29 protein-coding genes are annotated in these 26,403 nt (G+C 33.5%); 22 read left to right on the top strand and 7 right to left on the bottom strand.

The window, feature by feature from the left end; all coding sequences use genetic code 11:
• Nucleotides 1-426 precede the first annotated feature (426 nt).
• The 4 genes from mvk to CD155_RS08635 all read left to right on the top strand — a co-directional run bounded on the left by mvk (nucleotide 427) and on the right by CD155_RS08635 (nucleotide 3,927).
• Nucleotides 427-1,347: a mevalonate kinase gene (mvk, locus tag CD155_RS08650; protein WP_002441198.1), complete on the top strand. Its 921-nt coding sequence runs from the start codon at nucleotides 427-429 to the stop codon at nucleotides 1,345-1,347.
• 4 nt (nucleotides 1,348-1,351) lie between these two features.
• Nucleotides 1,352-2,335, top strand: a complete 984-nt coding sequence (mvaD, locus tag CD155_RS08645) for a diphosphomevalonate decarboxylase (protein WP_103213085.1) — start codon at nucleotides 1,352-1,354, stop codon at nucleotides 2,333-2,335.
• Between the two features lie 12 nt (nucleotides 2,336-2,347).
• Entirely contained in the window at nucleotides 2,348-3,424 is a 1,077-nt protein-coding gene (locus CD155_RS08640; RefSeq protein ID WP_070872197.1) for a phosphomevalonate kinase, read from the top strand.
• Between the two features lie 161 nt (nucleotides 3,425-3,585).
• The gene (locus CD155_RS08635) at nucleotides 3,586-3,927 is read left to right on the top strand and encodes a YuzB family protein (RefSeq protein WP_037541136.1); all 342 of its coding nucleotides are present in this window, start codon (nucleotides 3,586-3,588) and stop codon (nucleotides 3,925-3,927) included.
• Nucleotides 3,928-4,332: 405 nt separating this feature from the next.
• On the opposite strand, the gene merA is transcribed toward CD155_RS08635, so the two are convergent.
• Both merA and hypR read right to left on the bottom strand, forming a co-directional pair.
• A complete protein-coding gene (gene merA, locus CD155_RS08630) occupies nucleotides 4,333-5,658 on the bottom strand; it encodes a hypothiocyanous acid reductase MerA (protein WP_103213084.1) in 1,326 nt (441 codons plus the stop codon).
• Nucleotides 5,655-6,086: a redox-sensitive transcriptional regulator HypR gene (gene hypR / locus CD155_RS08625; RefSeq protein WP_103213083.1), complete on the bottom strand. Its 432-nt coding sequence runs from the start codon at nucleotides 6,084-6,086 to the stop codon at nucleotides 5,655-5,657. Before hypR ends, merA begins: the two co-directional genes overlap by 4 nt.
• Nucleotides 6,087-6,272: 186 nt before the next feature.
• Between hypR and CD155_RS08620 the strand changes: the two genes are divergently transcribed.
• The 6 genes from CD155_RS08620 to CD155_RS08595 all read left to right on the top strand — a co-directional run bounded on the left by CD155_RS08620 (nucleotide 6,273) and on the right by CD155_RS08595 (nucleotide 11,212).
• On the top strand, nucleotides 6,273-7,211 hold the full coding sequence (locus CD155_RS08620; RefSeq protein WP_103213082.1) for an aldo/keto reductase: 939 nt from the start codon (nucleotides 6,273-6,275) through the stop codon (nucleotides 7,209-7,211).
• A 140-nt stretch (nucleotides 7,212-7,351) separates the two neighbouring features.
• The gene (locus CD155_RS08615; RefSeq protein ID WP_103213081.1) at nucleotides 7,352-7,714 is read left to right on the top strand and encodes a hypothetical protein; all 363 of its coding nucleotides are present in this window, start codon (nucleotides 7,352-7,354) and stop codon (nucleotides 7,712-7,714) included.
• Nucleotides 7,715-7,887: 173 nt separating this feature from the next.
• A complete protein-coding gene (locus CD155_RS08610) occupies nucleotides 7,888-8,427 on the top strand; it encodes a flavodoxin family protein (protein ID WP_070832810.1) in 540 nt (179 codons plus the stop codon).
• Between the two features lie 250 nt (nucleotides 8,428-8,677).
• A complete protein-coding gene (locus tag CD155_RS08605) occupies nucleotides 8,678-9,154 on the top strand; it encodes a GNAT family N-acetyltransferase (RefSeq protein WP_002441220.1) in 477 nt (158 codons plus the stop codon).
• A 168-nt stretch (nucleotides 9,155-9,322) separates the two neighbouring features.
• Nucleotides 9,323-10,621 (top strand): HD domain-containing protein, encoded by a 1,299-nt coding sequence (locus tag CD155_RS08600; protein WP_002441222.1) that lies wholly within the window; start codon nucleotides 9,323-9,325, stop codon nucleotides 10,619-10,621.
• 84 nt (nucleotides 10,622-10,705) lie between these two features.
• The gene (locus tag CD155_RS08595; RefSeq protein WP_070832817.1) at nucleotides 10,706-11,212 is read left to right on the top strand and encodes a YwhD family protein; all 507 of its coding nucleotides are present in this window, start codon (nucleotides 10,706-10,708) and stop codon (nucleotides 11,210-11,212) included.
• A 110-nt stretch (nucleotides 11,213-11,322) separates the two neighbouring features.
• On the opposite strand, the gene CD155_RS08590 is transcribed toward CD155_RS08595, so the two are convergent.
• Genes CD155_RS08590 through larA form a run of 5 tightly spaced genes read right to left on the bottom strand, consistent with a single transcriptional unit; the run spans nucleotide 11,323 to nucleotide 15,834 of the window.
• Entirely contained in the window at nucleotides 11,323-11,721 is a 399-nt protein-coding gene (locus CD155_RS08590; RefSeq protein WP_070873262.1) for a hypothetical protein, read from the bottom strand.
• Between the two features lie 22 nt (nucleotides 11,722-11,743).
• Complete coding sequence (larC, locus tag CD155_RS08585) at nucleotides 11,744-12,931, bottom strand: nickel pincer cofactor biosynthesis protein LarC (protein ID WP_103213080.1); 1,188 nt, start codon at nucleotides 12,929-12,931, stop codon at nucleotides 11,744-11,746.
• 14 nt (nucleotides 12,932-12,945) lie between these two features.
• On the bottom strand, nucleotides 12,946-13,704 hold the full coding sequence (larB, locus tag CD155_RS08580; RefSeq protein ID WP_103213079.1) for a nickel pincer cofactor biosynthesis protein LarB: 759 nt from the start codon (nucleotides 13,702-13,704) through the stop codon (nucleotides 12,946-12,948).
• Nucleotides 13,705-13,719: 15 nt separating this feature from the next.
• Entirely contained in the window at nucleotides 13,720-14,547 is an 828-nt protein-coding gene (larE, locus tag CD155_RS08575; RefSeq protein WP_172605856.1) for an ATP-dependent sacrificial sulfur transferase LarE, read from the bottom strand.
• A gap of 18 nt (nucleotides 14,548-14,565) precedes the next feature.
• Nucleotides 14,566-15,834: a nickel-dependent lactate racemase gene (larA, locus tag CD155_RS08570; RefSeq protein WP_103213077.1), complete on the bottom strand. Its 1,269-nt coding sequence runs from the start codon at nucleotides 15,832-15,834 to the stop codon at nucleotides 14,566-14,568.
• A gap of 456 nt (nucleotides 15,835-16,290) precedes the next feature.
• Here larA and CD155_RS08565 point away from each other — a divergent pair, with 456 nt between their 5' ends.
• From CD155_RS08565 to CD155_RS08510, 12 genes are all read left to right on the top strand, one after another.
• Nucleotides 16,291-16,530 carry a hypothetical protein gene (locus tag CD155_RS08565; RefSeq protein ID WP_002441233.1) on the top strand — a complete coding sequence of 80 codons (240 nt, stop codon included), beginning with the start codon at nucleotides 16,291-16,293 and terminating at the stop codon, nucleotides 16,528-16,530.
• A gap of 99 nt (nucleotides 16,531-16,629) precedes the next feature.
• A complete protein-coding gene (locus tag CD155_RS08560) occupies nucleotides 16,630-17,022 on the top strand; it encodes a hypothetical protein (protein ID WP_103213076.1) in 393 nt (130 codons plus the stop codon).
• A 435-nt stretch (nucleotides 17,023-17,457) separates the two neighbouring features.
• The gene (locus CD155_RS08555) at nucleotides 17,458-17,874 is read left to right on the top strand and encodes a YwiB family protein (RefSeq protein ID WP_070832841.1); all 417 of its coding nucleotides are present in this window, start codon (nucleotides 17,458-17,460) and stop codon (nucleotides 17,872-17,874) included.
• Complete coding sequence (argS, locus tag CD155_RS08550; protein WP_103213074.1) at nucleotides 17,871-19,532, top strand: arginine--tRNA ligase; 1,662 nt, start codon at nucleotides 17,871-17,873, stop codon at nucleotides 19,530-19,532. The genes CD155_RS08555 and argS overlap by 4 nt, the downstream gene beginning before the upstream one ends.
• Before the next feature lie 92 nt (nucleotides 19,533-19,624).
• Nucleotides 19,625-20,260 (top strand): endonuclease III domain-containing protein, encoded by a 636-nt coding sequence (locus tag CD155_RS08545; protein ID WP_103213073.1) that lies wholly within the window; start codon nucleotides 19,625-19,627, stop codon nucleotides 20,258-20,260.
• Nucleotides 20,261-20,314: 54 nt separating this feature from the next.
• Complete coding sequence (locus CD155_RS08540) at nucleotides 20,315-21,070, top strand: MerR family transcriptional regulator (protein WP_103213072.1); 756 nt, start codon at nucleotides 20,315-20,317, stop codon at nucleotides 21,068-21,070.
• A gap of 175 nt (nucleotides 21,071-21,245) precedes the next feature.
• Nucleotides 21,246-21,839, top strand: coding sequence for a DUF805 domain-containing protein (locus tag CD155_RS08535; protein WP_172605855.1), 594 nt, complete (start codon nucleotides 21,246-21,248; stop codon nucleotides 21,837-21,839).
• On the top strand, nucleotides 21,823-22,323 hold the full coding sequence (locus tag CD155_RS08530) for a DUF805 domain-containing protein (protein WP_103213070.1): 501 nt from the start codon (nucleotides 21,823-21,825) through the stop codon (nucleotides 22,321-22,323). Before CD155_RS08535 ends, CD155_RS08530 begins: the two co-directional genes overlap by 17 nt.
• Nucleotides 22,324-22,705: 382 nt before the next feature.
• A complete protein-coding gene (locus CD155_RS08525; protein WP_002441250.1) occupies nucleotides 22,706-23,605 on the top strand; it encodes an ABC transporter substrate-binding protein in 900 nt (299 codons plus the stop codon).
• A gap of 93 nt (nucleotides 23,606-23,698) precedes the next feature.
• Nucleotides 23,699-24,649: a FecCD family ABC transporter permease gene (locus CD155_RS08520; protein WP_172605854.1), complete on the top strand. Its 951-nt coding sequence runs from the start codon at nucleotides 23,699-23,701 to the stop codon at nucleotides 24,647-24,649.
• A gap of 53 nt (nucleotides 24,650-24,702) precedes the next feature.
• On the top strand, nucleotides 24,703-25,434 hold the full coding sequence (locus CD155_RS08515; protein WP_070832867.1) for an HAD family hydrolase: 732 nt from the start codon (nucleotides 24,703-24,705) through the stop codon (nucleotides 25,432-25,434).
• Complete coding sequence (locus CD155_RS08510; protein ID WP_002441255.1) at nucleotides 25,409-26,215, top strand: alpha/beta fold hydrolase; 807 nt, start codon at nucleotides 25,409-25,411, stop codon at nucleotides 26,213-26,215. The genes CD155_RS08515 and CD155_RS08510 overlap by 26 nt, the downstream gene beginning before the upstream one ends.
• Nucleotides 26,216-26,403 lie beyond the last annotated feature (188 nt).

Below are 26,403 nucleotides of genomic sequence, written 5' to 3'. Positions count from 1 at the left end.
CAGATGTGTATAAGAGACAGGCTTTGTATATATTCTCACCACATTTTGTAGTATTATAGTTGAGGTGGAAAATTTTAGAAAACTTTAGTAAAAAATTATTAAATGTTTACATATTTGAAGTTAAAGGTAAATATAATTCATGATTTTGATAACTCTCTAGGAGAGTTTTATAATATTAAAGTGTTGTGATGTATTTGAAAAAGAGTTATTATACTCTTTTGTAGTGAAAAATTTCTTTTTACGATATATTACATGTTAAAACAGTAGCGATAATACCTTAATTTTCGCTAAAATAGTCATTTAAGTGACGTTTAAAACAGACGAACGACGATGTATTTAACATTTTCAAAAATATAATTAATAACGCAGTGTCGATGAATCAATTTAACAAAAAGTATAGAGAAGGTATATAAAAGGTGAGAAAACATGACTAGACAAGGATACGGGGAGTCTACCGGAAAGATTATTCTAATTGGTGAACACGCAGTAACATTTGGTCAACCAGCCATCGCTATCCCATTTAATGCCGGTAAAATTAAAATATTAATCGAAAGCATGGAAGAAGGGAATTACTCTTCTATTACAAGTGATGTATATGACGGTATGTTATATGATGCGCCTGAACATCTAAAGTCTATTGTTAATCGCTTTATAGAGAGAAGTGGGGTGAAAGAACCACTTTCAGTGAAAATTCAAACGAACTTACCACCTTCAAGAGGATTAGGTTCTAGTGCAGCAGTCGCTGTAGCTTTTGTTAGAGCAAGCTATGATTTTATGGGCATACCTTTAGATGATGAAACATTGATTAAAGAAGCGAACTGGGCTGAACGAATAGCGCATGGTAAACCAAGTGGTATTGATACACAAACGATTGTTTCTAACAAACCTGTCTGGTTCAAACAAGGTCATGTAGAAACCCTTAAATCACTGCAACTTGGCGGTTACATGGTCGTTATAGACACTGGCGTAAAGGGTTCTACTAAGCAAGCCGTAGAAGACGTTCATATTTTATGTGAGAATCCTGAATATATGACTTATGTTGAACATATCGGTAAACTTGTACATGAAGCGAGTGATTCAATTGAGAAGCATGACTTTAATCATCTTGCGGACATCTTTAATCAATGCCAAGAAGATTTAAAACAACTCACAGTAAGTCATGATAAAATTGAAAGATTATTGAATATAGGTAAAGAACATGGTGCCATTGCTGGTAAATTAACTGGCGGAGGACGTGGTGGTAGCATGCTTCTTCTTGCGCATGATTTACAAACTGCGAAGAACATTGTAGCAGCAGTTGAAAAAGCAGGCGCAGCACATACGTGGATTGAACATTTAGGAGGGTAAATCATTGGTGAAAAGTGGCAAAGCACGTGCGCACACAAATATTGCGTTAATTAAATATTGGGGCAAAGCTGATGAAGCATATATCATTCCGATGAATAATAGTTTATCTATCACGCTCGATCGCTTTTATACTGAAACGAAAGTCACTTTCGATAGTAGCTTAACTGAAGATAAACTTATTCTAAACGGAGAAAAAGTGGACGATAAAGAAACAACTAAAATCCAAAAATATATGGATATTGTCAGAGAAGTTGCAGATACAGAGTTATATGCGGTTATTGAAAGCGAAAACTTTGTTCCTACTTCAGCAGGATTAGCTTCTTCAGCCAGTGCGTATGCTGCGTTAGCTGCGGCTTGTAACGAAGCCCTTCACTTAGGTTTATCAGATAAAGATTTATCAAGGTTAGCACGTCGAGGTTCAGGTTCTGCTTCTAGAAGTATCTTTGGTGGCTTTGCTGAATGGGAAAAAGGTCATGATGATGCTACATCTTTCGCACATCCAATTGACGCACAACATTGGGAAGACGAACTTTCAATGATTTTCGTAGTTATCAATAATAAGTCTAAAAAAGTGTCAAGTCGTTCTGGGATGTCTTTAACACGTGATACATCTCGTTTCTATCAGTACTGGCTTGATCATGTAGACCAAGATTTAGCTGATGCAAAAGAAGCAATACATCATAAAGATTTCAAATCTTTGGGAGAAGTTATTGAAGCAAATGGTTTAAGAATGCATGCGACGAATCTAGGCGCACAACCACCATTTACATACATGGTTCAAGAAAGTTACGACGCTATGGCCATTGTGCATCAGTGTCGTGAAGCAGGCTTACCCTGTTACTTTACGATGGATGCAGGTCCAAATGTTAAAGTTCTTGTTGAAAAGAAAAACAAGCAAGCTGTTATTGACCAATTTTTAAAAGCGTTTGATGAAAAGCAAATTATTGCAAGTGATATAATCAGTACTGGCGTAGAAATTATTAAGTAAGGAAGAGATAGGATGATACAGGTCAAAGCACCCGGAAAACTTTATATTGCAGGTGAATATGCTGTAACAGAACCAGGCTACAAATCTGTTCTTATTGCAGTCGACAGATTTGTTACGGCAGCAATAGAAGCCTCTAATGAAGTTGAGGGCAGTATTTATTCTAAAACATTGCATTATGAGCCTGTTAAATTTGATCGTAATGAAGATAGGATAGAGATTTCAGATGTTCAAGCTGCAAAACAATTAAAATATGTCGTTACTGCGATTGAAGTCTTTGAACAGTATGCGCGGAGTTGTAATACTAAGCTTAAGCATTTCCATTTAACCATCGATAGTAATTTAGCAGACGCTTCAGGTCAGAAGTATGGTTTAGGCTCAAGTGCTGCAGTACTTGTATCAGTAGTCAAAGCATTGAATGAATTTTACGAGATGCAACTTTCAAATTTATATATCTATAAATTAGCAGTTATCGCTAATATGAAATTGCAAAGCTTAAGTTCTTGTGGTGACATAGCAGTGAGTGTCTACAGTGGATGGCTTGCGTATAGTACATTTGATCATGAATGGGTTAAACAACAGATGGAAGAGACTTCTGTGAATGAAGTTTTGGAAAAGAACTGGCCAGGTCTTCACATTGAACCATTACAAGCACCTGAAAATATGGAAGTATTGATAGGGTGGACAGGTTCTCCAGCTTCTTCACCACACTTAGTGAGTGAAGTAAAGCGTTTAAAATCTGATCCGAGCTTCTACGGAGACTTTCTTGATCAATCACACATGTGTGTAGAAAGTTTAATACAAGCGTTCAAAACGAATAACATCAAGGGCGTGCAGAAGATGATACGCCAAAACCGACTTGTGATTCAATCAATGGACGTTGAAGCGACAGTGAACATCGAAACAGATAAGTTGAAACAATTATGTGAAATTGGTGAGAAACACGGCGGTGCGTCTAAAACATCAGGCGCTGGTGGTGGCGACTGTGGTATCACGATTATTAATAACGTCATTGATAAGCAATTAATTTATGATGAATGGATTGCGAACGGTATTAAACCATTAGAATTTAAGATTTATCATGGTCAGTAACATCAAACAGCCTTATTATTGAATATAAGGTTGTTTTTTCTATGGATAATTATTTGGTTTAAATCAACTTGAAATTTATGATAAAAAGAGTAAAATAGTTAGAGTTATATTTAAACGTTAAGGTCATTAGAAATGATTTAATGAGAAAGGTGGGTAGCAAGATGCAGAATAAATTTCTGATTTGCGATGAATGTCAGGCAGTAAATATCAAAACATTGAAGAAAAAATTGGAAAAATTAGATCCTGAAGCTGAAATTGAAATTGGCTGTCAGTCTTATTGTGGTCCAGGAAGACGTAAGACCTTTGCATTCGTAAACAATCGCCCACTTGCTGCGTTGACTGAAGACGAGTTAATGGAAAAGGTTACAAAACAATTGAAAAAGCCACGCGATCCTGAAGAAGAGGAGCGTTTAAGAAAGCGTAATGAAGAACGTAAACGCCGTAAAGAAGAGCAAGACCGAAAACTTAAAGAGAAACTAGAAAAACGTAAAACAGCTAAATAGTCGTATATGAAAGCACGGGATGGTTCTAAATCATATCATCCTCGTGCTTTATAAGAGGTTGAGATATAAATCCTAAAAACAATAGCAGTAAGTTGATTTCTAATCGAAATCTTCTTACTGCTACTTTTATATTCAATACTTCGTATTGTATGGCTTCGCGTTCCTAGGGTGCTGTCTCAGCCTTGGTCTTTAAAGCAATTCTTTGATTTCAATCATTAGAATTGCTTACTTAAGTGCTTAGCACTTAAGTTCATTTTTAAAAGAATCAGGAGTCTCGCCATAAATACTACGTATCTACATGTAAATTTTACATCGATTTACTTTTAAAAAGTAAGGCATTTCCGTATAATTTAATAATCACTTCTATGTTTATCTATAAACAAATGCTGTTTTCATTATTCATTTTTATAATTTAAATAAATCGTTGAAGGATTCGGCCATGGTAGGGTGTGTATAAATATTATCTCTCAGGACTGTATAAGGAATATGTTGATCTATCGCAAGTTTGATTATGTTAATCAATTCTTCTGATTCCTTGCCATACAAGCTTGCACCTAGTATTTCATTATTGTCTTGATTTATCACGACTTTGAATACGCCTCTTGGGTCATTATTGATCTTATGACGTGGGATTGTGTTCACGTAAATTTTATTTTCCAGGAAATTAAAACCTTGTGCCTTAGCTTCAGTGGCAGTTAGACCAACTCTTGAAAGCGGAGGGTCAATAAACACTGTATAAGGAATGATACCTCGGTTCTCCGTTGTTCTAGTTCCATATCCAAAGAATTGAGATTGAAGAATTCTAAAGTCATCGAGCGAAATATATGTGAATTGAAGACCACCTTTGACATCTCCAGCTGCGTAAATGTGTTCTACTGTAGTTTGAAGTTTGTCATTAACGACAATTTCACCATGTTGACCGATATTGATATCAGTATTCTCAAGTCCTAAACCATCTGTATTTGGTTTACGCCCCGTCGCTAATAATACCGCATCTGACTTGAAGTCACCTTGATTTGTGTGAACAATTGTCGCATCTCCCTCATTTGAAAATGCTGTCGTCTCTACATTTGTATAAACTGAAATTCCTTTATTACGTAAGTCTTGAATTGCAAGTTCAGCAACTTCGCGGTCTTCACGTGGCATCATTACATTTCCATATTCTAATACTGTCACGTTCGAGCCTAAATTACTAAACATTGAAGCGAACTCAAGTGCAATATAACCGCCACCTACAATGACTAATTCTTGTGGTTGGAAGTCAATATTTAATAGACTCGTTGAATCGTAAATATTTTTAGTAGTCTCTATACCTTTGATATTTGGAATATTCGCTTGTGCGCCAGTATTAATGACAATTTTGTCTCCAGTAAGTCTATTTTTTACATTTCCTGCTTCATCCAATAACGCAATTGCATTATTAGAAATAAATTTAGCTTTATAATCTAATATATCGATATTTTCAATTGATGCTAAGTTGTTATAATTCTTGTTATTTAGCGCTGACACTACTTCATTTTTTCTTGAAAATGCCTCACCAAAAGATGCGCCTTCAATACCATCATGCACTAACGTCTTCGAAGGAATACAGCCAATATTTATGCATGTTCCGCCATACATTTTTGCTGATTGTTCTATGAGTGCGACGTGTTGTCCTTGGCTTGCTGCATACGCTGCTAAAGTTTTACCTGCTTTTCCAAATCCAATGATGATAAGGTCATAAGTTGTCATGATTTGTTTACCTCCTGCAAAATGTCGTTTAAGACATCTTGAATCGTTTTGTTACGATAAAAATTTAAGATAAGTTGAATTTCTTCATCGTAGTAGTCTGACATTGTGTGAGCAATATGTTTAGAAATATCGCAATGACTAGATGTATCTCCGGTATAAATTCTATGGTGACTTTCTTTATTTAAGACAAATTGTTGATACAGTGTTGCCAGATTGACTGAAGCTGTATGTTGATTCGATTGGTATCCGCCACCTTTTCCTCGCACAGTGGTGATGTAATGCTGATCACTTAAGACTGAAACAACGCGTCTTAGTTGTACAGGGTTAAGACATGTAAGTTCAGCCAGTTCCTTACTATTGAATTTTTCGTCTTTGTGCTTTGTGAGGAAGGTTAACACATGTATCGAAATGTTGAATTCTAAATTCATATCTACTCACCTTAATGTAACTTATTTAGTTACATTAAAGCGTATAATTAATACTTAGTCAATTTTTAAGTCTCCGTCACAAACTTTTCGTGATTTTATATACTTTAAGTAGGGTAAATATGATTTGTAAGTTCATTTTTGAAAATGAAATAAAAAACAGTAATGATAATGAAGGAGATGACTTCAATGGCTAATAAAGTACAATTAGGTAAATCAGATGTTAAAGTCTTCCCAATTGCACTTGGTACTAATGCAGTAGGTGGACATAATTTATATCCAAATTTAGATGAAGAACAAGGCAAAGAGGTTGTACGTAAAGCAATTGATAATGGTATAACGTTACTTGATACAGCATATATTTATGGACCGGAACGTTCTGAAGAACTTGTTGGACAAGTTGTACAAGAATATCCTCGCGAGCAAGTACAAATTGCGACTAAAGGCTCACATGTCATCAAAGATAACGATGAAGTTGTACAAAATAATGACCCTGAATATTTAAAACAGCAAGTTGAGAATAGTTTAAAACGTCTCCAAGTAGATTATATTGATTTATATTATATTCATTTTCCTGATGAAGAGACGCCAAAAGATAAAGCTGTTGCAGCGTTAAAAGAACTTAAAGACGAAGGTAAAATTAAAGCCATCGGTGTATCTAATTTCTCATTAGAACAATTGAAAGAAGCCAATAAAGATGGATATGTTGATGTCGTGCAATTAGAATATAATTTATTACATCGAGAAAATGAAGAAGTGATGGCATATGCAGCGGAAAATAACATTACGTTTGTGCCATATTTCCCATTAGCTTCAGGAATTCTTGCAGGTAAATATGATGAAGACCAAACATTTAATGATCATCGTGCAACACGTCGTGACTTCCAACCTGAGGTGTTTAAAGATAATGTGCGTCGCGTGAAAGAGTTAACTGATATTGCTGAAGCGCACAACACATCCATTGCGAATGTCATACTAGCATTCTACTTAACACGTCCATCATTAGACGTTGTAATTCCAGGTGCCAAGCGTGCTGAACAAGTTGTAGAGAATATCGATGCTGCAAATATTGAATTAACACAAGACGAAATTGATAAGATTGATCAATTATTCCCAATTGAAAAGTAATTTTTAAGAAGAATTTGAGCGATACCTAGTTAATGAAACTGAGTATCGCTCTTTTTTCTGAAGTTTTAAAGATGCCTATTAAGAATGTTATATTAAATAAAAAATAAAATAAATAATTATATGAATTATGGTGATTTAAAGTGAAGCTTTCTAAATTAATAATTTTAGGTTTACTTTCTCTTATAGCAATTGAATATTTTATGGCTACAACGATTTATCAAACGCGTACTTCATGGATTTGTATTTTACTCATTATCTATCCTGTTGGCTTAGGTTGGTATCTTAAAACAATAAGTTACTTTCTTTATACGTTGTTTGTTAAAATAGTGGGTATTTCATTTTCAGTACTGTGTACACATTTATTTATGGACGTTATGGCCACAGCAGAAGCATTTAAAATGTTTGACGCGCCTTTATTAGCAATTATTTTAGGCGTGGTTAATGTAGTTGTAATGATGATAACTTTTTTAATTCACTTTACGATTTTGAATAGAGATGAATAACGAAACGATGGATGCGATGTGTGAAACTAGAACATAGATGAAAAATTACGTCTCCCTTTTTGATATTTTAAAATTTTCAACATAAAAATTGAAGTAGTCTTCAAAATAACGGGTATGAAAAGTACTATAAATACATAACTATGAATACCTTTAAATTGCGGAGGAAATTAATAATGATTACAGTGTTGTTTGGTGGTAGTCGTCCTGATGGGAATACGGCAGAATTAACTCAATATGCTTTGGAAGGTTTAGATTATAACTGGGTAGATGTAACTCAATATCAATTAAATCCTGTACGTGATGTGAGACATGAAAATTACTTTATTGAATCTTATGAGGATGATTATAAGCAACTGATCGATTTAGTTTTAGAAAGTGATACAGTGATATTCGCATCGCCAGTTTATTGGTACAGTATTTCAGCTTCTTTAAAGGCGTTTATTGATCATTGGTCTGAGACAATGCAAGATAAAGACTATCGTGATTTTAAATCTGTAATGGCTAAAAAGGATTTTCGATTAATTCTAGTCGGTGGAGATTGTCCTAAAGTCAAAGCTAAGCCATGTATTACTCAGATGAAGTATAGTGTAGAGTTTTTAGGTGGCGAATTGAAAGGTTATATTATTGGAACTGCTGAAAAGCCAGGAGATATCAAGAAAGATACATATGCTTTAGAACGCGCAAAAGAATGGAACGAAGAACTAGGTCAATAAGCTTATTACAATTCAACGGAAGAAACATTTTGAATTTAGATGTTATCTTTCGTTGTTTTTTATTTTTTGAGAGTTAGTAGTTTCGATTAATTCTATTTATCGAAAATTAATTATTTAATAGGGCTTGGTTATTAATAGTTTTAAAATAATTTTTGTATAGGGTTTTTAAATGTTTGAATTGAATTAAGTTAACATAAATGTGATATAATGCCTTTATTAATAGCTTGTAATAGTTAGGGGAGAAAGTAACATGTATAGAGTGAGACAGGCAACTGAGAATGATGTGGTAGCTATTAGAGATGTTGCTACGAAAGCTTGGTATAATACGTATTTAAATATTTACGCAGCTTCTACAGTCAATGAATTATTAGCTGCTTCATATAATGAAACACATTTAAAAAAGAGATTAACAGAACAATTATTCTTAGTAGCAGAAGAAGATGAAGAAATTATAGGTTTTGCTAACTTTATCTATGGCGAGGAATTGTACTTAGCTGCGCACTATGTCAGACCAGAATCTCAACATAAAGGTTATGGTACAAGCTTGCTAACAGAAGGTTTAAATCAATTTAAAGGTCAATACGATACGGTTTATTTAGAGGTTGATAATAAAAATAATCATGGTATTGATTATTATAAGGAAAATGGCTTTGAAATCGTTCGTTCATATCAACCAGAAATGTACGGCGAAACAATGGACTTAGCATTAATGAAGAAATCATTTTAAGCAGATAATAGTTGCACACTGAGTAAAGCGACGCAACACTGAAGAAGTCCATTATACGAATAATATGTGAGTGAAATCGAGATTTTCTTAACTGTCTACAATAGACAATTGTCTATGAAATAAAAATCACTGTGAATTTCAATTCAAGTGTTCCTAAGGAGGGGAAATATGGCTCTATCATCATATGCAACAAGTAAATTAGCTGAGGAAAAGGTATTCAAAGATCCAATTCACCGATACATACATGTCAATGATCAACTCATTTGGGATTTGATAAAAACAAAAGAATTTCAACGATTAAGACGTATTAAACAATTAGGAACGCTATATTTATCATTCCATACTGCAGAACATAGTCGTTTCGGACATTCACTAGGTGTGTATGAAATTGTTCGACGTATGATTGATGAATCATTTATAGGTCGAGACGCTTGGGATAATAATGATCGCCCACTCGCTTTATGTGCAGCCTTGCTACATGATTTGGGTCATGGTCCTTTCTCCCACAGTTTTGAAAAGATATTTAATACTGACCATGAAGCATTTACTCAGGCAATTATTACTGAGGACACTGAAGTGAATGAAGTGCTTAGTCGTGTTTCTGAAACATTCCCACAAGAAGTTGCGGATGTTATTAATAAAACACACGATAACAAGTTAATCATATCTATGATATCTTCTCAAATTGATGCTGATCGAATGGATTATTTACAACGTGATGCGTATTTCACAGGTGTGACGTATGGTTCATTTGATATGGAACGTATTTTAAGGTTAATGCGTCCTTCAAAAGATGAAGTATTAATTAAGGAAAGTGGCATGCATGCAGTTGAAAATTTCATTATGAGTCGTTACCAAATGTATTGGCAAATTTACTTCCATCCAGTAAGTCGCGGAGGCGAAGTGTTATTAAATAATTGCCTTAAACGTGCCAAACAACTCTATAATGAAGGGTATCAATTTAAAATGTACCCTCAAGACTTTGTACCTTTCTTTGAAGGTACGATGACAATAGAACAATATGTTGAACTAGATGAAGCTGTTGTCTTATATTACTTGAAGAAATGGATAAATGAAGAAGATGCGATTCTAAGTGATTTATCACATCGTTTTATTAATCGAGATTTATTTAAATACATTCCATTCGATGGTTCAATTATTACTATTTCAGAATTACAAGAATTATTTGAAGCGGGTGGCATTAATCCTGACTATTACTTTGTAAGTGAGGCATTTTCAGATTTACCTTACGATTATGATCGTCCTGGATCTAATCGTAAACCGATTCATTTGTTACGAAGTAATGGATCTATCACAGAAATAAGTCATCAATCTATGGTAATTAATAGTATTACTGGTATTAATCGTGAAGACCATAAATTATATTATCCTAAAGAACTGATACTTAATATAGACAATCTCGAAATTAAAGGTGCTATCATCAATTTATTAAATGAATTGAATTAAAGGTTTGCGCTTGTCGCCTCTCTTAGATAAGATTGAAATAAATATCTTTGAATTAATTATGATGTAGATTGGGAGGTATCTAATTTGGCTGAGAAAAAGGGGTTTAATTTTAATATTATAAAAAATGACCCACTAGACGGACACAAAGGCACTAATATTGGCTCAATAAGTTTAGACAATATTGCGCCAGTTTTTATAGATGTAGAAAACAAGGAAGCCTTTATAGATATTGGTGGCATGCATGCCCGTGCTAAAGTTGAAAAGGGCGTAAAATGGATTAATGATAAAGAACAAGTAGAAGGTGACGAAGCGAAAGAATATTGGTTATGTTGGGTCACTACAGAACGCAGTGAACAAGGACCTTACTATGCGGGAGTCACAGCTTGTTATTTATTAGTGAATAGAAGTATACGTCGTGGCTATAAGAGTATGCCAGAACATGTGAATATGATGGATAAATCTATGAAACATCAATTTATTATCGATCAAATTGGTGATGAAAATAAACAAATCTTGAAAGAATTCTTGAAGAGCCATAATGAAGACATGTGGAATAACTCTAGCGACGAATTATATCAAGCATTTGAATAAGTATTATAAAATTTAATATTTTGATGATGACGATATCAGAATATAATTTAAGCCTTTAAATGAGTATGTTACAAAATCATTTAAAGGCTTTTATATTGCATAGTTTGTTATTATTTCACACTGCCAATTCCGTTAAGTTCTTCGCTATAAGGTTGCGTTAATTCGTTACAAGAAATAACTTTTCCCTCTTCGTTAAATACAAATTCTGCATAAACTTCTACTTTCCCTTTGAAACCATCTTTCTTCTCAACATTGACATCATAGCGTAAGAAAATCGTATTTTGAGATTCATCTATAAGCATGGTTTTAAATTCATTAATGGAAAGACGAGCCACAACCTCTTTGAGTTTCTTAAGGTGATCTGTAAATTCATTAATATCCGACGTGTGATGATCTGTCGTTTGAATATAAGAAGGGGCAAAGTACATATTAATTTTCTCAACATCAAGATTGATTAAAATATCGTTATAAAGTTTTTCAATGGTCAATTTTAAACTTTCTCGGTTCATTTTAATCTCCTTTGTAAACGAGTTATTCGAGTTCATCGCCAATACTGTACTTTTCAAATAAGATTTTAACAATTTCATTATGAATCATATGAAAAGGTCTTTCAAATCTTTCGGCAACTTGTTTCACGTCTTCATATTCGGGCTTCATTTTCAAAATCTTACCCTCTCGCAATGCGAATTTCACAGAAATCTTACCATATCCGGTATCAATATCTCTAAAAGTTCGATCTAATATATTTCTACGAACTGCGTAACTGCGAACTCCGAGTGAAGATGTCTCTTGTAAGACAAGCGTTTCAAACTCAAATGCAGTGTCTGGTTTACAAATTACTGTCAAATGTGTACTAGGACGTCCTTTCTTCATAAATATCGAGGTGTAATAAGTATCTAGAGCACCTCGTTCTAATGCCATATCCATGAAATGTCCTAATGATTCCGGCGTCATATCATCAATTTGGCATTCGATAACCTGGACTTCATCTTGCTTTTTTGATTGCGTCTCAAATTGAATGACTCTTAACACGTTTGGGAAATCAAAGTCTTTACTCCCTGCACCATACCCAATGTCTTTCATCGTAGCAGAAGGGAATGCGCCGAAAGATGACACTAAACTTTTCGCAAAGGCTGCACCAGTGGGAGTGGTTAACACACTTTGGACATCAAACGCTGCAAGTGGTATCCCTTTAAGAATTTCGGCAGTCGCTGGTGCTGGTACGGGATACACACCATGTGCAATATTGATTTTGCCATTGCCTGTAGGAATTGGTGAACAATATAATTCATCAATGTCTAATGATTCTAATGCGATACATCCGCCTATAATATCGATGATAGAGTCCATCGCGCCAACTTCATGAAAGTGTACATCTTCAAATGACATGCCATGAATTTTAGCTTCTGCATGTCCAATCACTTCAAATATTCGCTTGCTTCTGGCTTTGACCCGAGGCGATAATGTGCTGTCGTCAATCATTTTCAAGATATCTGATGCGTGGCGATGATGATGTGGTTCATCGAAATCAATGTTTAATGTCATTGCATGAATGCCTTGCTTCATCTTCTTCTGAAAATGGAGTTCAAAATGATCTAGCGGTAAAGTCTTAAGTTCGCTTTCAATTTCATGGGGGTCAGCGCCTAAGTCGACTAAAGCTGACAACAACATGTCACCGGCAATGCCTGCATGACAATCTAAATAAATTGCATTTGTCATATAGATGCTCCATTCTAGTTATTTTCAATCATTTTCACTATCATTCCAGCGTTATAACCTCCACCAAAGCCATTATCAATATTGAGCACACTTGTACCAGGCGCACATGAATTAATCATGGAGAGCAGGGTAGTGACGCCATCTAAATTTGCACCATAACCAACACTTGTAGGGACAGCATAGACGGGGTGATTGACAAGTCCTCCTACAACGCTTGCTAAGGCGCCTTCCATCCCAGCAATGACTACGGATACCTTACCTTGGCGTATTTCATGAATATGATTGAATAATCGATGAATACCAGACACGCCAACGTCGTAAAAGCGTTTAACTTCGATTCCCATTACTTCTGCAGTTAAAGCAGCTTCTTCGGCTACAGCTAAATCAGAAGTACCGGCACAAAGGACAGAAATATAATTTTGAGATTTATTAATTTCTTCTATCGGCGTACAAACGATATTGGCTGTTGCGTGATATTGAAGATAAGGGTGCTGTTTGAGTACAAATTTAGCCTTTGTTTCATCAATACGTGTAACTAAAATCACATGATTGTGTTGCGTGAGACTTTCAATAATTTGATGAATTTGTTCTTTAGTTTTACCTTCACCGAAAATGACTTCGGGAAAGCCTTGTCGTTGTGCTCGATGTAAATCAATTTTAGCAAAGCCCAATTCGTCATAATGACTGAGTTGGGCTTTGGCTTCATCTATAGGAATGTGATTTGATTTTACACCTTCGAGCAATGCTTCAATAGAATGTTTATGATTACTCATTATGTGTATACATCCTTATACTAAATTTGTTGCTTTCGTATCAATAACTTCGTTCATACTACCTGTTCTGTAACCTTCTAAATCTACAGTGACATAGTCAAAACCTAATTCTTTTAAACGTAAAGTGATGTTGTCTTTATTTTTTAAGATTGTAGCTAAATCATCTTCAACCACTTCGATACGAGCGATATTATGATGGTAGCGTACACGCACATGATTAATTCCTAATTGTAAAATATATTTCTCTGCTTCGTTGACTTTATTTACTTTAGCAAAGCTTAATGCTTCACCGTAAGGAATTCTTGAAGCTAAACTACATAGTGCAGGTTTATTCCATACAGGTAAATCATGTTGTTTACTTAATTCTCTAATTTCTGATTTATAAAGATTGGCTTCTTGAAGCACACTACGAACACCGAATTCGTCTCTAGCTTTTAAACCAGGGCGGAAATCTTCGATGTCATCCATAATCATGCCATCAAGCACATAATTAAAGCCTAGCGCTTCTTTGATTTCATCAAGCTTGCCGTATAGCAGACGTTTACTGAAATACCAACTGTCGGGCGTGTTCTTTACGATATTATCGTCTTCGAGTTCAGCTATTTCAGTTTCTAATACATCTACACCTAGGCTTCGGCCCAATTCAATTGCTTGATTGAATTCTTCATTTCTGAAAAGTTCTGATTTCACAACTACAGGTTTGACATGTTCAGCACCTAAAACATCTATAGCTTTTTTGAGCAATAAACTACTATCTACACCACCTGAAAAGGCAATAACCACACTTCGCATTTCTTTAAGTAAGTAATCTAATTTCATTTCTTTATTCATTAATTCAGTCATTCTCATCATCCTCCCAAATTATTCTTCATTCTCAACATATGGAATAGTTAATGGACCTTGTGGCATAACTCCGATTGATAATTTACGTCCATATTGTTCTTCTAATTCTTGTAGCGTTTGTTCGATATTTGAAGTTGGATTTAACATTGAATCTTTCAATTGTTGATCTGTTAATTGTGAGTATACGTACACATTAGCGAATGTTTGGATGCTCGCTTGTTTCTGAATTTGCCATTGGTCCATTTCTTTAAAGTTTGGATCATGGATGAGGTCCAGAATCCCTTGTGGGGTGTCGGCCATTTTAAAGATTTCAGCGAATTTACCATGATCAGGGAAGCCATCAGCACATTCGGAAACCATGATAATGTTGCCGCCTTCTTTAACAACTTTACTTGCAGCACTCATCCCTTTAACAGTTTGATACAAGTTTTGGTCTAAAGGATAACCCGAATTAGAAGCGATAACGACATCAAATCGATGGTCGCATTTGAACATCGCGTGTTCTTTAACATAAGCACAGCCTTCTTTATGTGCTTCAAATACTTCTCCGGCGAATGCAGCTGTAATTTCTTTGTTCTTATTTAAAGCAACATTCAACATAAAATCAGGTTTGCACATACGGTTCACTTCTCCAGCCATATCCTGTACGGGGTTATCTTCTAAATTGCCCCATGTAGAACGTGGGTCTCCAATCATTTTGGCGTTATGAAATGTTTGAATCGTCTCTAAACCAGCGATACCCGGCATGATTCCTTTAGGTCCACCTGAGAAACCTGCAAAGAAATGAGGTTCTATGAAACCAGTGACGATTTTGAAGTCTGATTCAACATAATCTTTATTTAAATACGCATCACAACCATACTTACTCTCCCCAACTTTGATAAGACGCTCTGCTTCAGTGCAGTGGTTATGAACAATTTTAACTGTATCTACAATGTCTTCACCTAACATTTGAATTAATTCATCACGTGTTTGGTCACGATGTGTTCCTGTACCATTAATAATTACGAAATTTTCTCTTGGTACATGATTCAATTCCTCAATTAGTAAAGGCACAAGAATATGATTTGGCGTAGGACGCGTGATGTCACTAATGACTATTGATACGATGTCATCACTTTTAACCATTTCTTTTAAAGGCTTTGAATTGGTTGGATGCTTCAAAACGTCTTTGATAGCTGTTTCATAGTCTTCAATAGCGTCGATATTTTGAGGTTCGATGATTGTACTGTCATCTGGTACATTTACCTCAATTTCAGATTTTCCATACAACACTTCTGTCTTCACATATATCCCTCCATTTATCAAAAAATCACTACCACAAAGTCTTATAAACCCTTAATAATACAACATAACACGATTATTATATTTAAATTGTAGCATAATTTTTAGAATATTTTAATTTATGAAAAAGTGATTGTAAGTATAGTTATTTTAGTTTCGATGAGATTATTTAAATGGTGAAAGAATAGCACCATTATCGAAGAGATACGCGTGGAAATGAATCTAAGATGTCTTTTTGAAAAATAATTAATGAAAGATAAACATGTTTTATTTCTTTTCTATTTTAAATATTTTTACAAATACGTAAAATTGAAGATTAAAAAAGGCTATATACATTAAATTTTAATTTATGTATAATTAACACAAATAATAAATGTGATGATTTATTATTTGAAATAACAAGATTCTCTTTTAGAACTATAATTTACATATTATCGTTTAAAGAAAGGATTGAATTAAATGGAACAGCAACAAAATGATAAAAGTACTTTAGTATTCATCATACTTGGATGGGTATTTTCAGTATTATCTTTACTAGTTTTACCAATTGTTTTTGGAATTGCTGGGATAGTATTCGGAGCTTTAACTATTTCAAGAGGTAAAAAAGTTCACGGTATCATTATTATTGTAGCTGCTATTATTTTTGCGTTATTAGGTACGGTATTAGGTGCAATGATTGCGCAAGTTGCAGGTTATTAAAATTTTAATTTAGATCAACGAGAGTAACTCTAAAGGTATGGAATTTGAGTCGTTCCATACCTTTTCTTTTAACTAAAGATAAAAAAGGGCGGTCATACTATGCAATTTAAACTAAAAGAAGACGATATTTTAGATTTCTTAGAATTAAACTTTCCAGATCAAACTTTTGAAAAAGGGCGTTTATTGGTAGGACAAAATAAAAAAGAACCTTTGGATGTTTATTATTTAGGGAAAGATTTTTTTGCAGTGTTAACTGTAGCTTTTAATACATTTGAGTATATTAAAGCTGAACCATTAGATTATAGTCTTGTTAAAGAGATTAGATTGAAAGATGGTTTAGTATATAGAAAAATGATTATTGAGACAGAAGAAATCGCATTTCAATATGGAACTTCAAAAGCATTATTAAGTGATTTCCAAAGCGAAAATTATAATCGTTTTATTCAAGGTGAAAAATCTCGAGTGATTTTTAAAGATGGGCAGTTCGTTTAATAATAACGGATAGCTTTTGAAAAAGTCTCGAAAATATATCGCGACTTTTATATTATTTTCTAATAGTTTTGAACAATTTAAAAATATAGTGATATAATGTATGGAGATGTACAACAAAATTTATGAAATATGAGGTATTAAGGTGAAAAATTATATATTCATCATTGCAGCAACTGTATTCGGCATCATATATTTCAAAAAGTATCGCTATATTTTGAAAAAGTATAACGTAGATATCGTTGATATTGAGTTTAAGTGATAAATTGAAGTAATTAACGAGATAAAATCGTGTTCATATCTTTATGGTATGAGCACGTTTTTTTAATTTTCAATAATATAAAGGTAACTGTGGAATCACAGTGAGAGCTCTACAAGGTATAGTGTTTTTATGCTATAATGACATGTATTATTTGAAAGATTAAGGTGAGTAGTAAATTGGATAAAAACATTAAGATTCAAACGAAACAAGTTTTGAAACAAAATGATGAGAAACAAAAATTTGAGTTTACTACAGAAGGTGCTTGGCAAAAACGGAGAGCGGAATTTATCCGATACGAAGAAAAAATTGAAGAAGCAAAAGTCAATGTTACAATAAAAATTGAAGATAATGGCGTTAAGTTAATTCGTAAAGGCGACATAAATATGAATTTACATTTCGTCGAAGGGGAAGAAACGACTACGTTATATGATATACCTGCAGGACGGATTCCCTTAACTGTAAAAACATTGAGTATTTTACATTTTGTTACTCCAGATGGTGGGAAATTAAAAATTCATTATGAGTTATATCAAAACGAAGAAAAAATGGGTTCTTATCAATATGAATTAAATTATAAGGAGATAAGCAAATGAATATTATCGATCAAGTAAAACAGACATTAATTGAAGAAATTGAAGCTAGTATCAAAAAAGCTGGATTAGCTGAAGATATTCCGGAAATTAAAATTGAAATACCTAAAGACACTAAAAATGGAGATTATTCATCTAATATTGCGATGGTATTAACTAAAATCGCCAAACGTAACCCACGTGAAATTGCACAAGCTATTGTTGATCATCTTGATACAAGTAAAGCACATGTAAAAGAAGTAGACATTGCAGGTCCAGGTTTTATTAACTTTTATCTAGATAACCAATACTTAACAGAAGTTATTCCAGAAGCCATTCATAAAGGTGACAAATTTGGTTATGCAGATGAACCAAAAAATAAGAATATCTTATTAGAATATGTGTCTGCTAATCCGACAGGTGACTTACATATTGGACATGCTAGAAATGCTGCTGTAGGTGATTCTTTAGCAAATATTTTAATTGCGGCAGGATATAATGTCACTCGCGAATATTACATTAACGATGCAGGTAATCAAATTACAAACTTAGCGCGTTCAATTGAAACACGTTATTTCGAAGCTTTAGGTGATACAAGTCATGAAATGCCTGAAGATGGATATAACGGTAAAGATATTATTGAAATTGGTAAGGACTTAGCAGATAAACATCCTGAAATCAAAGATTATTCTGATGAAGAACGTCTTAAAACATTTAGACAATTAGGTGTCGATTATGAAATGGACAAATTGAAGAAAGACTTAGCAGCTTTCAATGTACATTTCGATAACTGGTTCAGTGAGACATCTCTATATGAAAATGGCGCAATCGACAATACGTTAGCTAAAATGAAAGAATTAGGTTATACGTATGAAGCAGATGGCGCAACTTGGTTACGTACAAGTGACTTTAAAGATGATAAAGACCGTGTATTAATTAAAAAAGATGGTAACTACACATACTTTACTCCGGATACGGCTTATCACTATAACAAGATTAATCGTGGCAATGATATCTTAATCGACTTAATGGGTGCGGACCACCATGGTTATATTAATCGTCTGAAAGCAAGTCTTGAAACATTTGGCGTAGATAGTGATCGTCTTGAAATTCAAATTATGCAGATGGTTCGTTTAATGCAAAATGGCGAAGAAGTTAAAATGAGTAAACGTACAGGTAATGCAATTACTTTACGTGAAATTATGGATGAAGTAGGAATAGACGCAGCACGTTATTTCTTAACTATGCGTAGTCCAGATTCTCATTTTGATTTTGACTTAGAACTAGCTAAAGAACAATCTCAAGATAATCCGATTTATTACGCACAATACGCACATGCACGTATTTGTTCTATCTTAAAACAAGCGAAAGAGCAAGGTGTAGAGATCACAACGGATGCGGATTTCACTACAATTACAAATGAAAAGGCCATTGAATTATTGAAAAAAGTGGCTGAGTTTGAAACTACAATCGAGAGTGCAGCAGAACACCGTGCACCTCATCGTTTAACAAATTATATTCAAGATTTAGCCTCAGCGTTCCATAAATTCTATAATGCTGAGAAAGTTTTAACTGATGATGCTGAGAAAACAAAAGCACATGTAGCAATGATTGAAGCAGTACGTATTACGTTGCATAATGCTTTAACACTTGTAGGTGTTACAGCACCAGAATCAATGTAATTGATTAAACATTTTAACTAAATAATTAGACAACTGCCCTCATAAATAACTATTTATGAGGGTATTGTTATGTGTAGAATTGGAGTGATAACATGCTTTCGACTGAGGAATTATATCAGAAACTTTATAACAATATGGGTGCGCAACGTTGGTGGCCAGCTGAGAGCCCTATTGAGATGATGCTAGGGGCAATACTCGTGCAAAATACGAATTGGAAGAATGCTGATATGGCTCTGACGCGTCTTTATGAGGAAACACAATTTGATGGTAAGAAGATATTGCAAATGCCGCTCGAACAATTACAACAAACGATTCGTTCAAGTGGTTTCTATAAAAATAAAGGTAAAGCGATTCATGCCTTGATGGATTGGTTGAACCAACATCACTTTGATTATCAATCAATTGCGCAACATTACGGTGAAAATTTGAGAAAAGAATTATTAAAAATTCGAGGTATCGGTAGTGAAACGGCTGATGTCTTACTAGTATATATATTTAATGGCGTTGAATTTATTCCAGATAGTTACACGCGACGGATTTATGCCAAATTAGGCTACGCGGAGACTGAAACATACGATAAGTTTAAGAAAGTGATTCAATTACCCTCCAACTTCACGAATCAAGATGCCAATGAATTTCACGCGTTACTCGATAATTTCGGAAAGAATTACTTTAATGGTAAGGGAGAACATCGTTATACCTTTTTGGATTCATTCTTTGAAAATTAAGTATTGACCCTTACGTAACGTCATACCTCATACTTTATTTCAGGAGGTGAAGAAATGAAAGAGTATTTTAGTCCTAAGGAGCTATGTGATATTACTGGAGTAAGTTTACGTACACTTCATTTTTATCATGAGAAAGAATTATTAATTCCAGATCAAATTGGCGACAATGGCTATCGCTATTATAGTGTAGAAGATATTACAAAGTTGCAACATATCTTATTTCTTAGAGAATTAGACTTAACGTTGAGTCAAATCAAGGATTACTTTTCTAAAGATACTCTATTTAAAAATGAAGTGCTCCGTGAGAATTACGATTATATCGTTATGAAGAGGGACAAACTAAATACAATTATTCAACAATTGAAATATCATTTTGACTCCGATAAGAATGAAGAAATTGAGGTGACGAATATGAAGGAATTTGATTTAAATGCACAATATGAAAATGAAGCAGCGCTTAAGTATGGAGATACAAAATATTATCAAGCTTATAAGGAGAAACACGAAAGCATGAATGAAGCTGAAAAGGAAAGTAATGATGAGGTAGTAAATAATCAATTAAACACATTTTTTGTTGAAATGAATCAATTATATCAAGAAAAAGTGACAGCGCATGAAGCAAGTCCAAAAATTGAAAAATTAAAAATGATTCTTCAATCACAAGTGCCTAACTGTGATCATCAATTTTTGAGTTATATGGCACAAACATATGTTGAAGATGAGAGATTTGCTAAAAATATTAATAAAAATCGTCATGGAGGATTGAACCAATATATCGCTGATGCAATTCATGAATATATCGCGAATTAAAGATGTAAAATTCATTTTAAGCACTTCCGTTAATGGAGGTGCTTTTTATATTTAATAATTCTTATTAATAAAATTAACTTTAATTTCTAATATTGATTTAATTTTAAATTGATTAATATTATAATGTTTTTGTAGCTTCAAAAATTTTACATATATAAATAAGGAGGATGGGCAATTGCTCCACTCTTACAAGCTTTATTGGCAGAATTATTTTAATTTTAAAGGCCGAACAAGAAGGCAAGATTTTTGGTGGCCGATGCTCTTTAACTTTATTATCATAAGTTTGACTGATTCGGTTGATTCGGCAATTTATCATTATTACCCCCATCTTGTTCTAGGATTAAGTGATATTATATCTGTTGTATTTACAATTGGGACGTTCTCTTTATCTGTAAGAAGATTCCATGATATAGGTAAAGATTTAACTTTTCCAATTTTTTATATGATAATGCTTGTTATTCCTATAGGATTTCGTATCGTCTTATTTCAATATTTTCAACACTTTAATAATTATTATGATAATAACATTGGCGACATTGGCAAAATTGTAGAAATTATATTTACCGCTAGTATAGACTTTGTTATATTGATGTTTCTTGTGCTGCTTATGTTTATATATATCATAGCCATGATAGTAATGGGTGTATTTGCCATTATCTTTTGTGTACGAGATAGTGAAGAGGGGGCTAATAAATATGGTCCTTACCCCAAAAATGATGATAAATACAATTCAAATGTGAAAGAGGTTAACAATGATCGAATCATATAAGCTATTTTGGCAGAACTATTTTAAATTAGAAGGACGTTCAAGACGTCGAGATTTCTGGTGGCCATTTTTGATTAACACAATACTTAGTGGAATTATTGGCATAATCATTTTCAGTTTGAGTCGTCTATTTCCACATAGTGATATGATTTACAATATCATTGAGGTAATGATAAACCTAGTAATACTTATTGGAACGTATACAGCTGCAGTTAGACGTTTCCATGATATAGGTAAATCAATGGTCATTCCATGTATCTTTTTAGTCATTAGTTTATTAGGTATTTACAATAATTTATTTAGTAATAATCAAACTTCGCAATTATCTCTACAAACGCAAAATCAAGTGTTAAATGGTATTTTAAGTGTCGTTGCAATTATATTATCGTTATTTATAATTGTAATTTGTATTATGAGTCTTGTGTATAGTGTGAGAGACAGTCAAAAAGGCACAAATCAATATGGCCCAAACCCTAAAGGTGAATAATAAAAATTAAGAGGTCGGCACATAATTAATTGTCTCAGCCTTCTCTAACATATTGGCAGTAGATGTCTGAATTGAAAGTGCGCTTATATCAAGCTTCTTTTAATCCTAGCCATCCTTGCCGGCGGGGCCCCAACACAGAGAATTTCTTTTTAAGAAATTCTACAAACAATGAAAGTTGGGAGTGAGAGAACGAAAATAATTTTGATAAATTATATTTCTATCTCACTCCCTTAATTTTTTGGATTATTTTAATTAATAGATTATTAAAATAAAAGTAATCATTTAAAATTTCAAAAAACTAATGAAATATTTGTTGTTTTTGATATGATAAATACGAAGTGAAGATACATATATCATAGTCAGAGAAGGGAATGCTCACAGAATGAGAAATAAACTATGTATGATGATTCTCGTGCTCGTTTTATTATTAGCAGCATGTAGCCACGACTCAAACCAATCATCAGATAAAGATTCGGCATCGACTAAAAATGATGACAATAAAACCAAATATCACAGAATAGTTTCTTTAATGCCTAGTAATACTGAAATTTTGTATCGACTCGGTTTAGGTAAAAATATTGTTGGTGTTTCAACAGTTGATGATTATCCTAAAGACGTCAAAAAAGGCAAAAAACAATTTGATGCGATGAATTTGAATAAAGAGAAATTGCTTAAGGCGAAGCCAGACTTGATTTTGGCACATGAATCACAGAAGCATTCTTCAGGTAAAGTGTTAAATTCGTTGAAGAAAGATGGCGTCAAAGTGGTCTATGTAAAAGATGCTCAATCAATTAACGAAACATATGATACATTTAAATCTATTGGTAAATTAACAGGACGTGAGAAACAAGCTAAGGATTTAGTAGATGAAACGAAAAATAATGTTGATAAAGTCATTAATTCTGTTCCAAATCATCATCAAAAGCAAAGTATATTTATGGAGGTATCTTCTAAACCAGATATTTATACTGCAGGTAAGGGTACAATTTTCAATGATATGTTGAACAAATTAGATGCGAAGAATAGTTTCTCAGATATAAGTGGCTGGAAGTCTGTAAGTAAAGAAAGTATTATTAAGCATAATCCGGATATATTAATTTCTACAGAAGGTAAATCCAAATCGGATTATATTAAAATGATAAAAAAACGTGGCGGTTTCGATAAAATCAATGCAGTAAAAAATACACGTATTGAATCAGTTAACGGAGACGAAATTTCTCGTCCAGGACCTCGAATAGACGAAGGCTTAAAAGAATTAAGAGATGCTATTTATAAAAAGTAATATTTACTGAAAGTCAGTGGTCATACGAGCACTGACTTTTTAAATACGATTTTGTTATTATATTGATAAATATAAAAAAGAAAAGAGATAATGATGAGGAAATTTCAAATTATATTCACCTGGCTAATCGTATTAATAATCATTATGTTTGTGAGCTTATGGTGGGATTTGGGAAATTTAAATGATACCTTTAATCAAACGATATTATTGAAAGTAAGACTTCCGAGAGTCATTGAAGCGGTTCTAACTGGAGCTACGCTGACACTTGCCGGTCAAATGTTTCAAACGGTTTTAAATAATCCATTAGCTGATAGTTTTACGCTTGGATTAGCGAGTGGGGCGTCATTAGGTTCGGGGCTTGCTTTATTTTTCGGATTGAGTTTTTTATGGTTACCATTCTTCTCGATTACACTCAGTTTAATTACACTGATATTAGTACTCGGCCTTTCAGTAATACTTTCACGAGGGTATCCTGTAAGTGTGCTCATTCTATTAGGTTTGATGATAGGTGCTTTATTTAATGCACTTCTTTATATGTTGGTTCTAATGCAGCCACGGAAAATGAATTCAATTGCAAACTACTTATTCGGAGGATTTGCATCGGCAGAGTATCACGATGTCGTGATCATAGCAGTAACGTTAAGTATCGCTATAGTGATTTTATTTTCAATGCAAAAAAGCATTAAATTACTACAATTAGGTGAGTTGAAGAGTCAATCATTGGGGCTTAATGTTCAAACAATCACGTTTCTAGTCCTAACGATTTCGTCAATCATCACAGCTGTCGTAGTAGCTTATGTAGGTATCATAGGATTTATAGGTATGATTGTGCCTCAATTGATACGACGATTTTATTGGCGTTATGAGTTAGGAACGCACATGCTACTTAACCTTATCATTGGGAGCGCCGTGATGTTGATAGCAGACTTTATAGGAGGAACCATCATTCAACCTGTTCAAATACCAGCTAGTATTATCATGGCATTGTTAGGTATACCAGTTTTATTTTATATTCTTATTACACAATCTAAGGTATTACGATAAATGTATTCATTTGCTAAAATAGAAACTACTATAAAGTGAAGAGGTAACTTAAAATGGATTTAAGTCATATTAAAGCAATCGTCTTTGATTTAGAAGGCACGTTGTTAGATAGAGTCAAATCACGTGAGAAATTTATCGAAGAGCAATTTGAACGATTTCATGATTATTTTGTACATGTTCAATTGGCTGATTTTAAGAATAAATTTATCGAGTTAGATGATGATGAAGATAACGATAAACCTGATTTATATAAGCAAATTATTAAACAGTTTCATATTGATCGCTTAACGTGGAAAGATTTATTTCATGACTTTGAAATGCATTTTTACCGTTATGTCTTTCCATATTATGATACGTTATATACTTTGGAAAAGTTATCAGAACATGACTACCTTATCGGTGTCATCGCAAATGGTAAATCAAAAATAAAACAATTTAGATTACATTCATTAGGTATTATGCATGTGATCAACTACTTAACAACATCTGAAACAGTGGGGTACCGCAAACCGCATCCTAAAATATTTGAAGATATGATTGAACAATTAGGTGTGAAACCTGAGGAAGTTATGTATGTTGGAGATGACGCGCTCAATGATGTTGCGCCAGCTCGTGCAATGGGTATGGTAAGTGTATGGTATAAACAAGAAGATGCGGAATTAGAACCACTTGAAGATGAAGTGGATTATACAATTACAACGATTGAAGAATTATTGAATATTTTACCTGAAAATTTTGAACCAGAAGGAGAAGAGCGCAATGGCAATGGATTTATTTACGAGTAAAGATGGAACGACGATTCATTATAATACTATGGGCGAAGGCTATCCAGTCGTACTTATTCATACGGCTTATGATAATTATTCAGTGTTTAATGATGTAGCTAAAGCGTTATCGAAATCTTTTCAAGTGGTGTTAATTGATTTAAGAGGTCACGGATATTCGGATAAACCAAGACATATTGAATTTCATGAGTTTGCGGATGATGTTAAAGCTTTATTAGATTATATTTACATTGATCAAGCTGCCTATATAGGACATGAGATGGGGGCAATTGTTGCTTCAGATGTTGCAGTGAGATATCCAGATTATGTCTCATCGCTTACGTTAGTCAATCCAACCTCTATTGAGGGTGAATTACCTGAAGAACGTTTGTTTAGAAAGTATGCCCATACGATTAGAAATTGGGACGATGAAGAACAAGATAAATTCTTGAATAAGAAGAAATATTATAAACCACGTAAAATGAACAAATTTTTAAAACATGTGGAAGATACGAATGCAATCTCGACTAAAGAAGAAATACAAGCGGTGAAAGATGTCTTTAAGACAGCTAATATTTCAGAAGTTTTTAGAAATGTTCAAGCGCCAACATTAATTATTGCGGGAGAATACGGAGAGCGTACAACAACATTGGAAGCTAAAGAAGTTAGCGATTTGATTGAACACGGCCAATTTAATGTTTACGCTCAATCAAGTTTATACCCATTTGTTGAAGAACAAAGTCAGTTTATCGACGAAGTAACTTCATTTATTAAAGATCATTTTCCACATCAAAAGGCATAAATAATAAAGATTAAATTGAACTCGAAGTTGGTATAGATGACTAACGAAAGTTCAATTTTTCTTTATAAACAGTTTTTTGAAAGTTAAAAATATTGTTTTGTAACGTTTTTGTAATATTATTGTCATTTTAGTAATATATGTAGTATAATAAATTTAAGCACAAAGCAGAGATATTGAATAAAGGAGAG

This window comes from Staphylococcus caprae, assembly GCF_002902725.1.
In the GTDB taxonomy this organism is placed as follows: domain Bacteria; phylum Bacillota; class Bacilli; order Staphylococcales; family Staphylococcaceae; genus Staphylococcus; species Staphylococcus caprae.
Note: the sequence above shows the minus strand (reverse complement) of the source record. Positions and strands in the feature narration are given on the sequence as shown.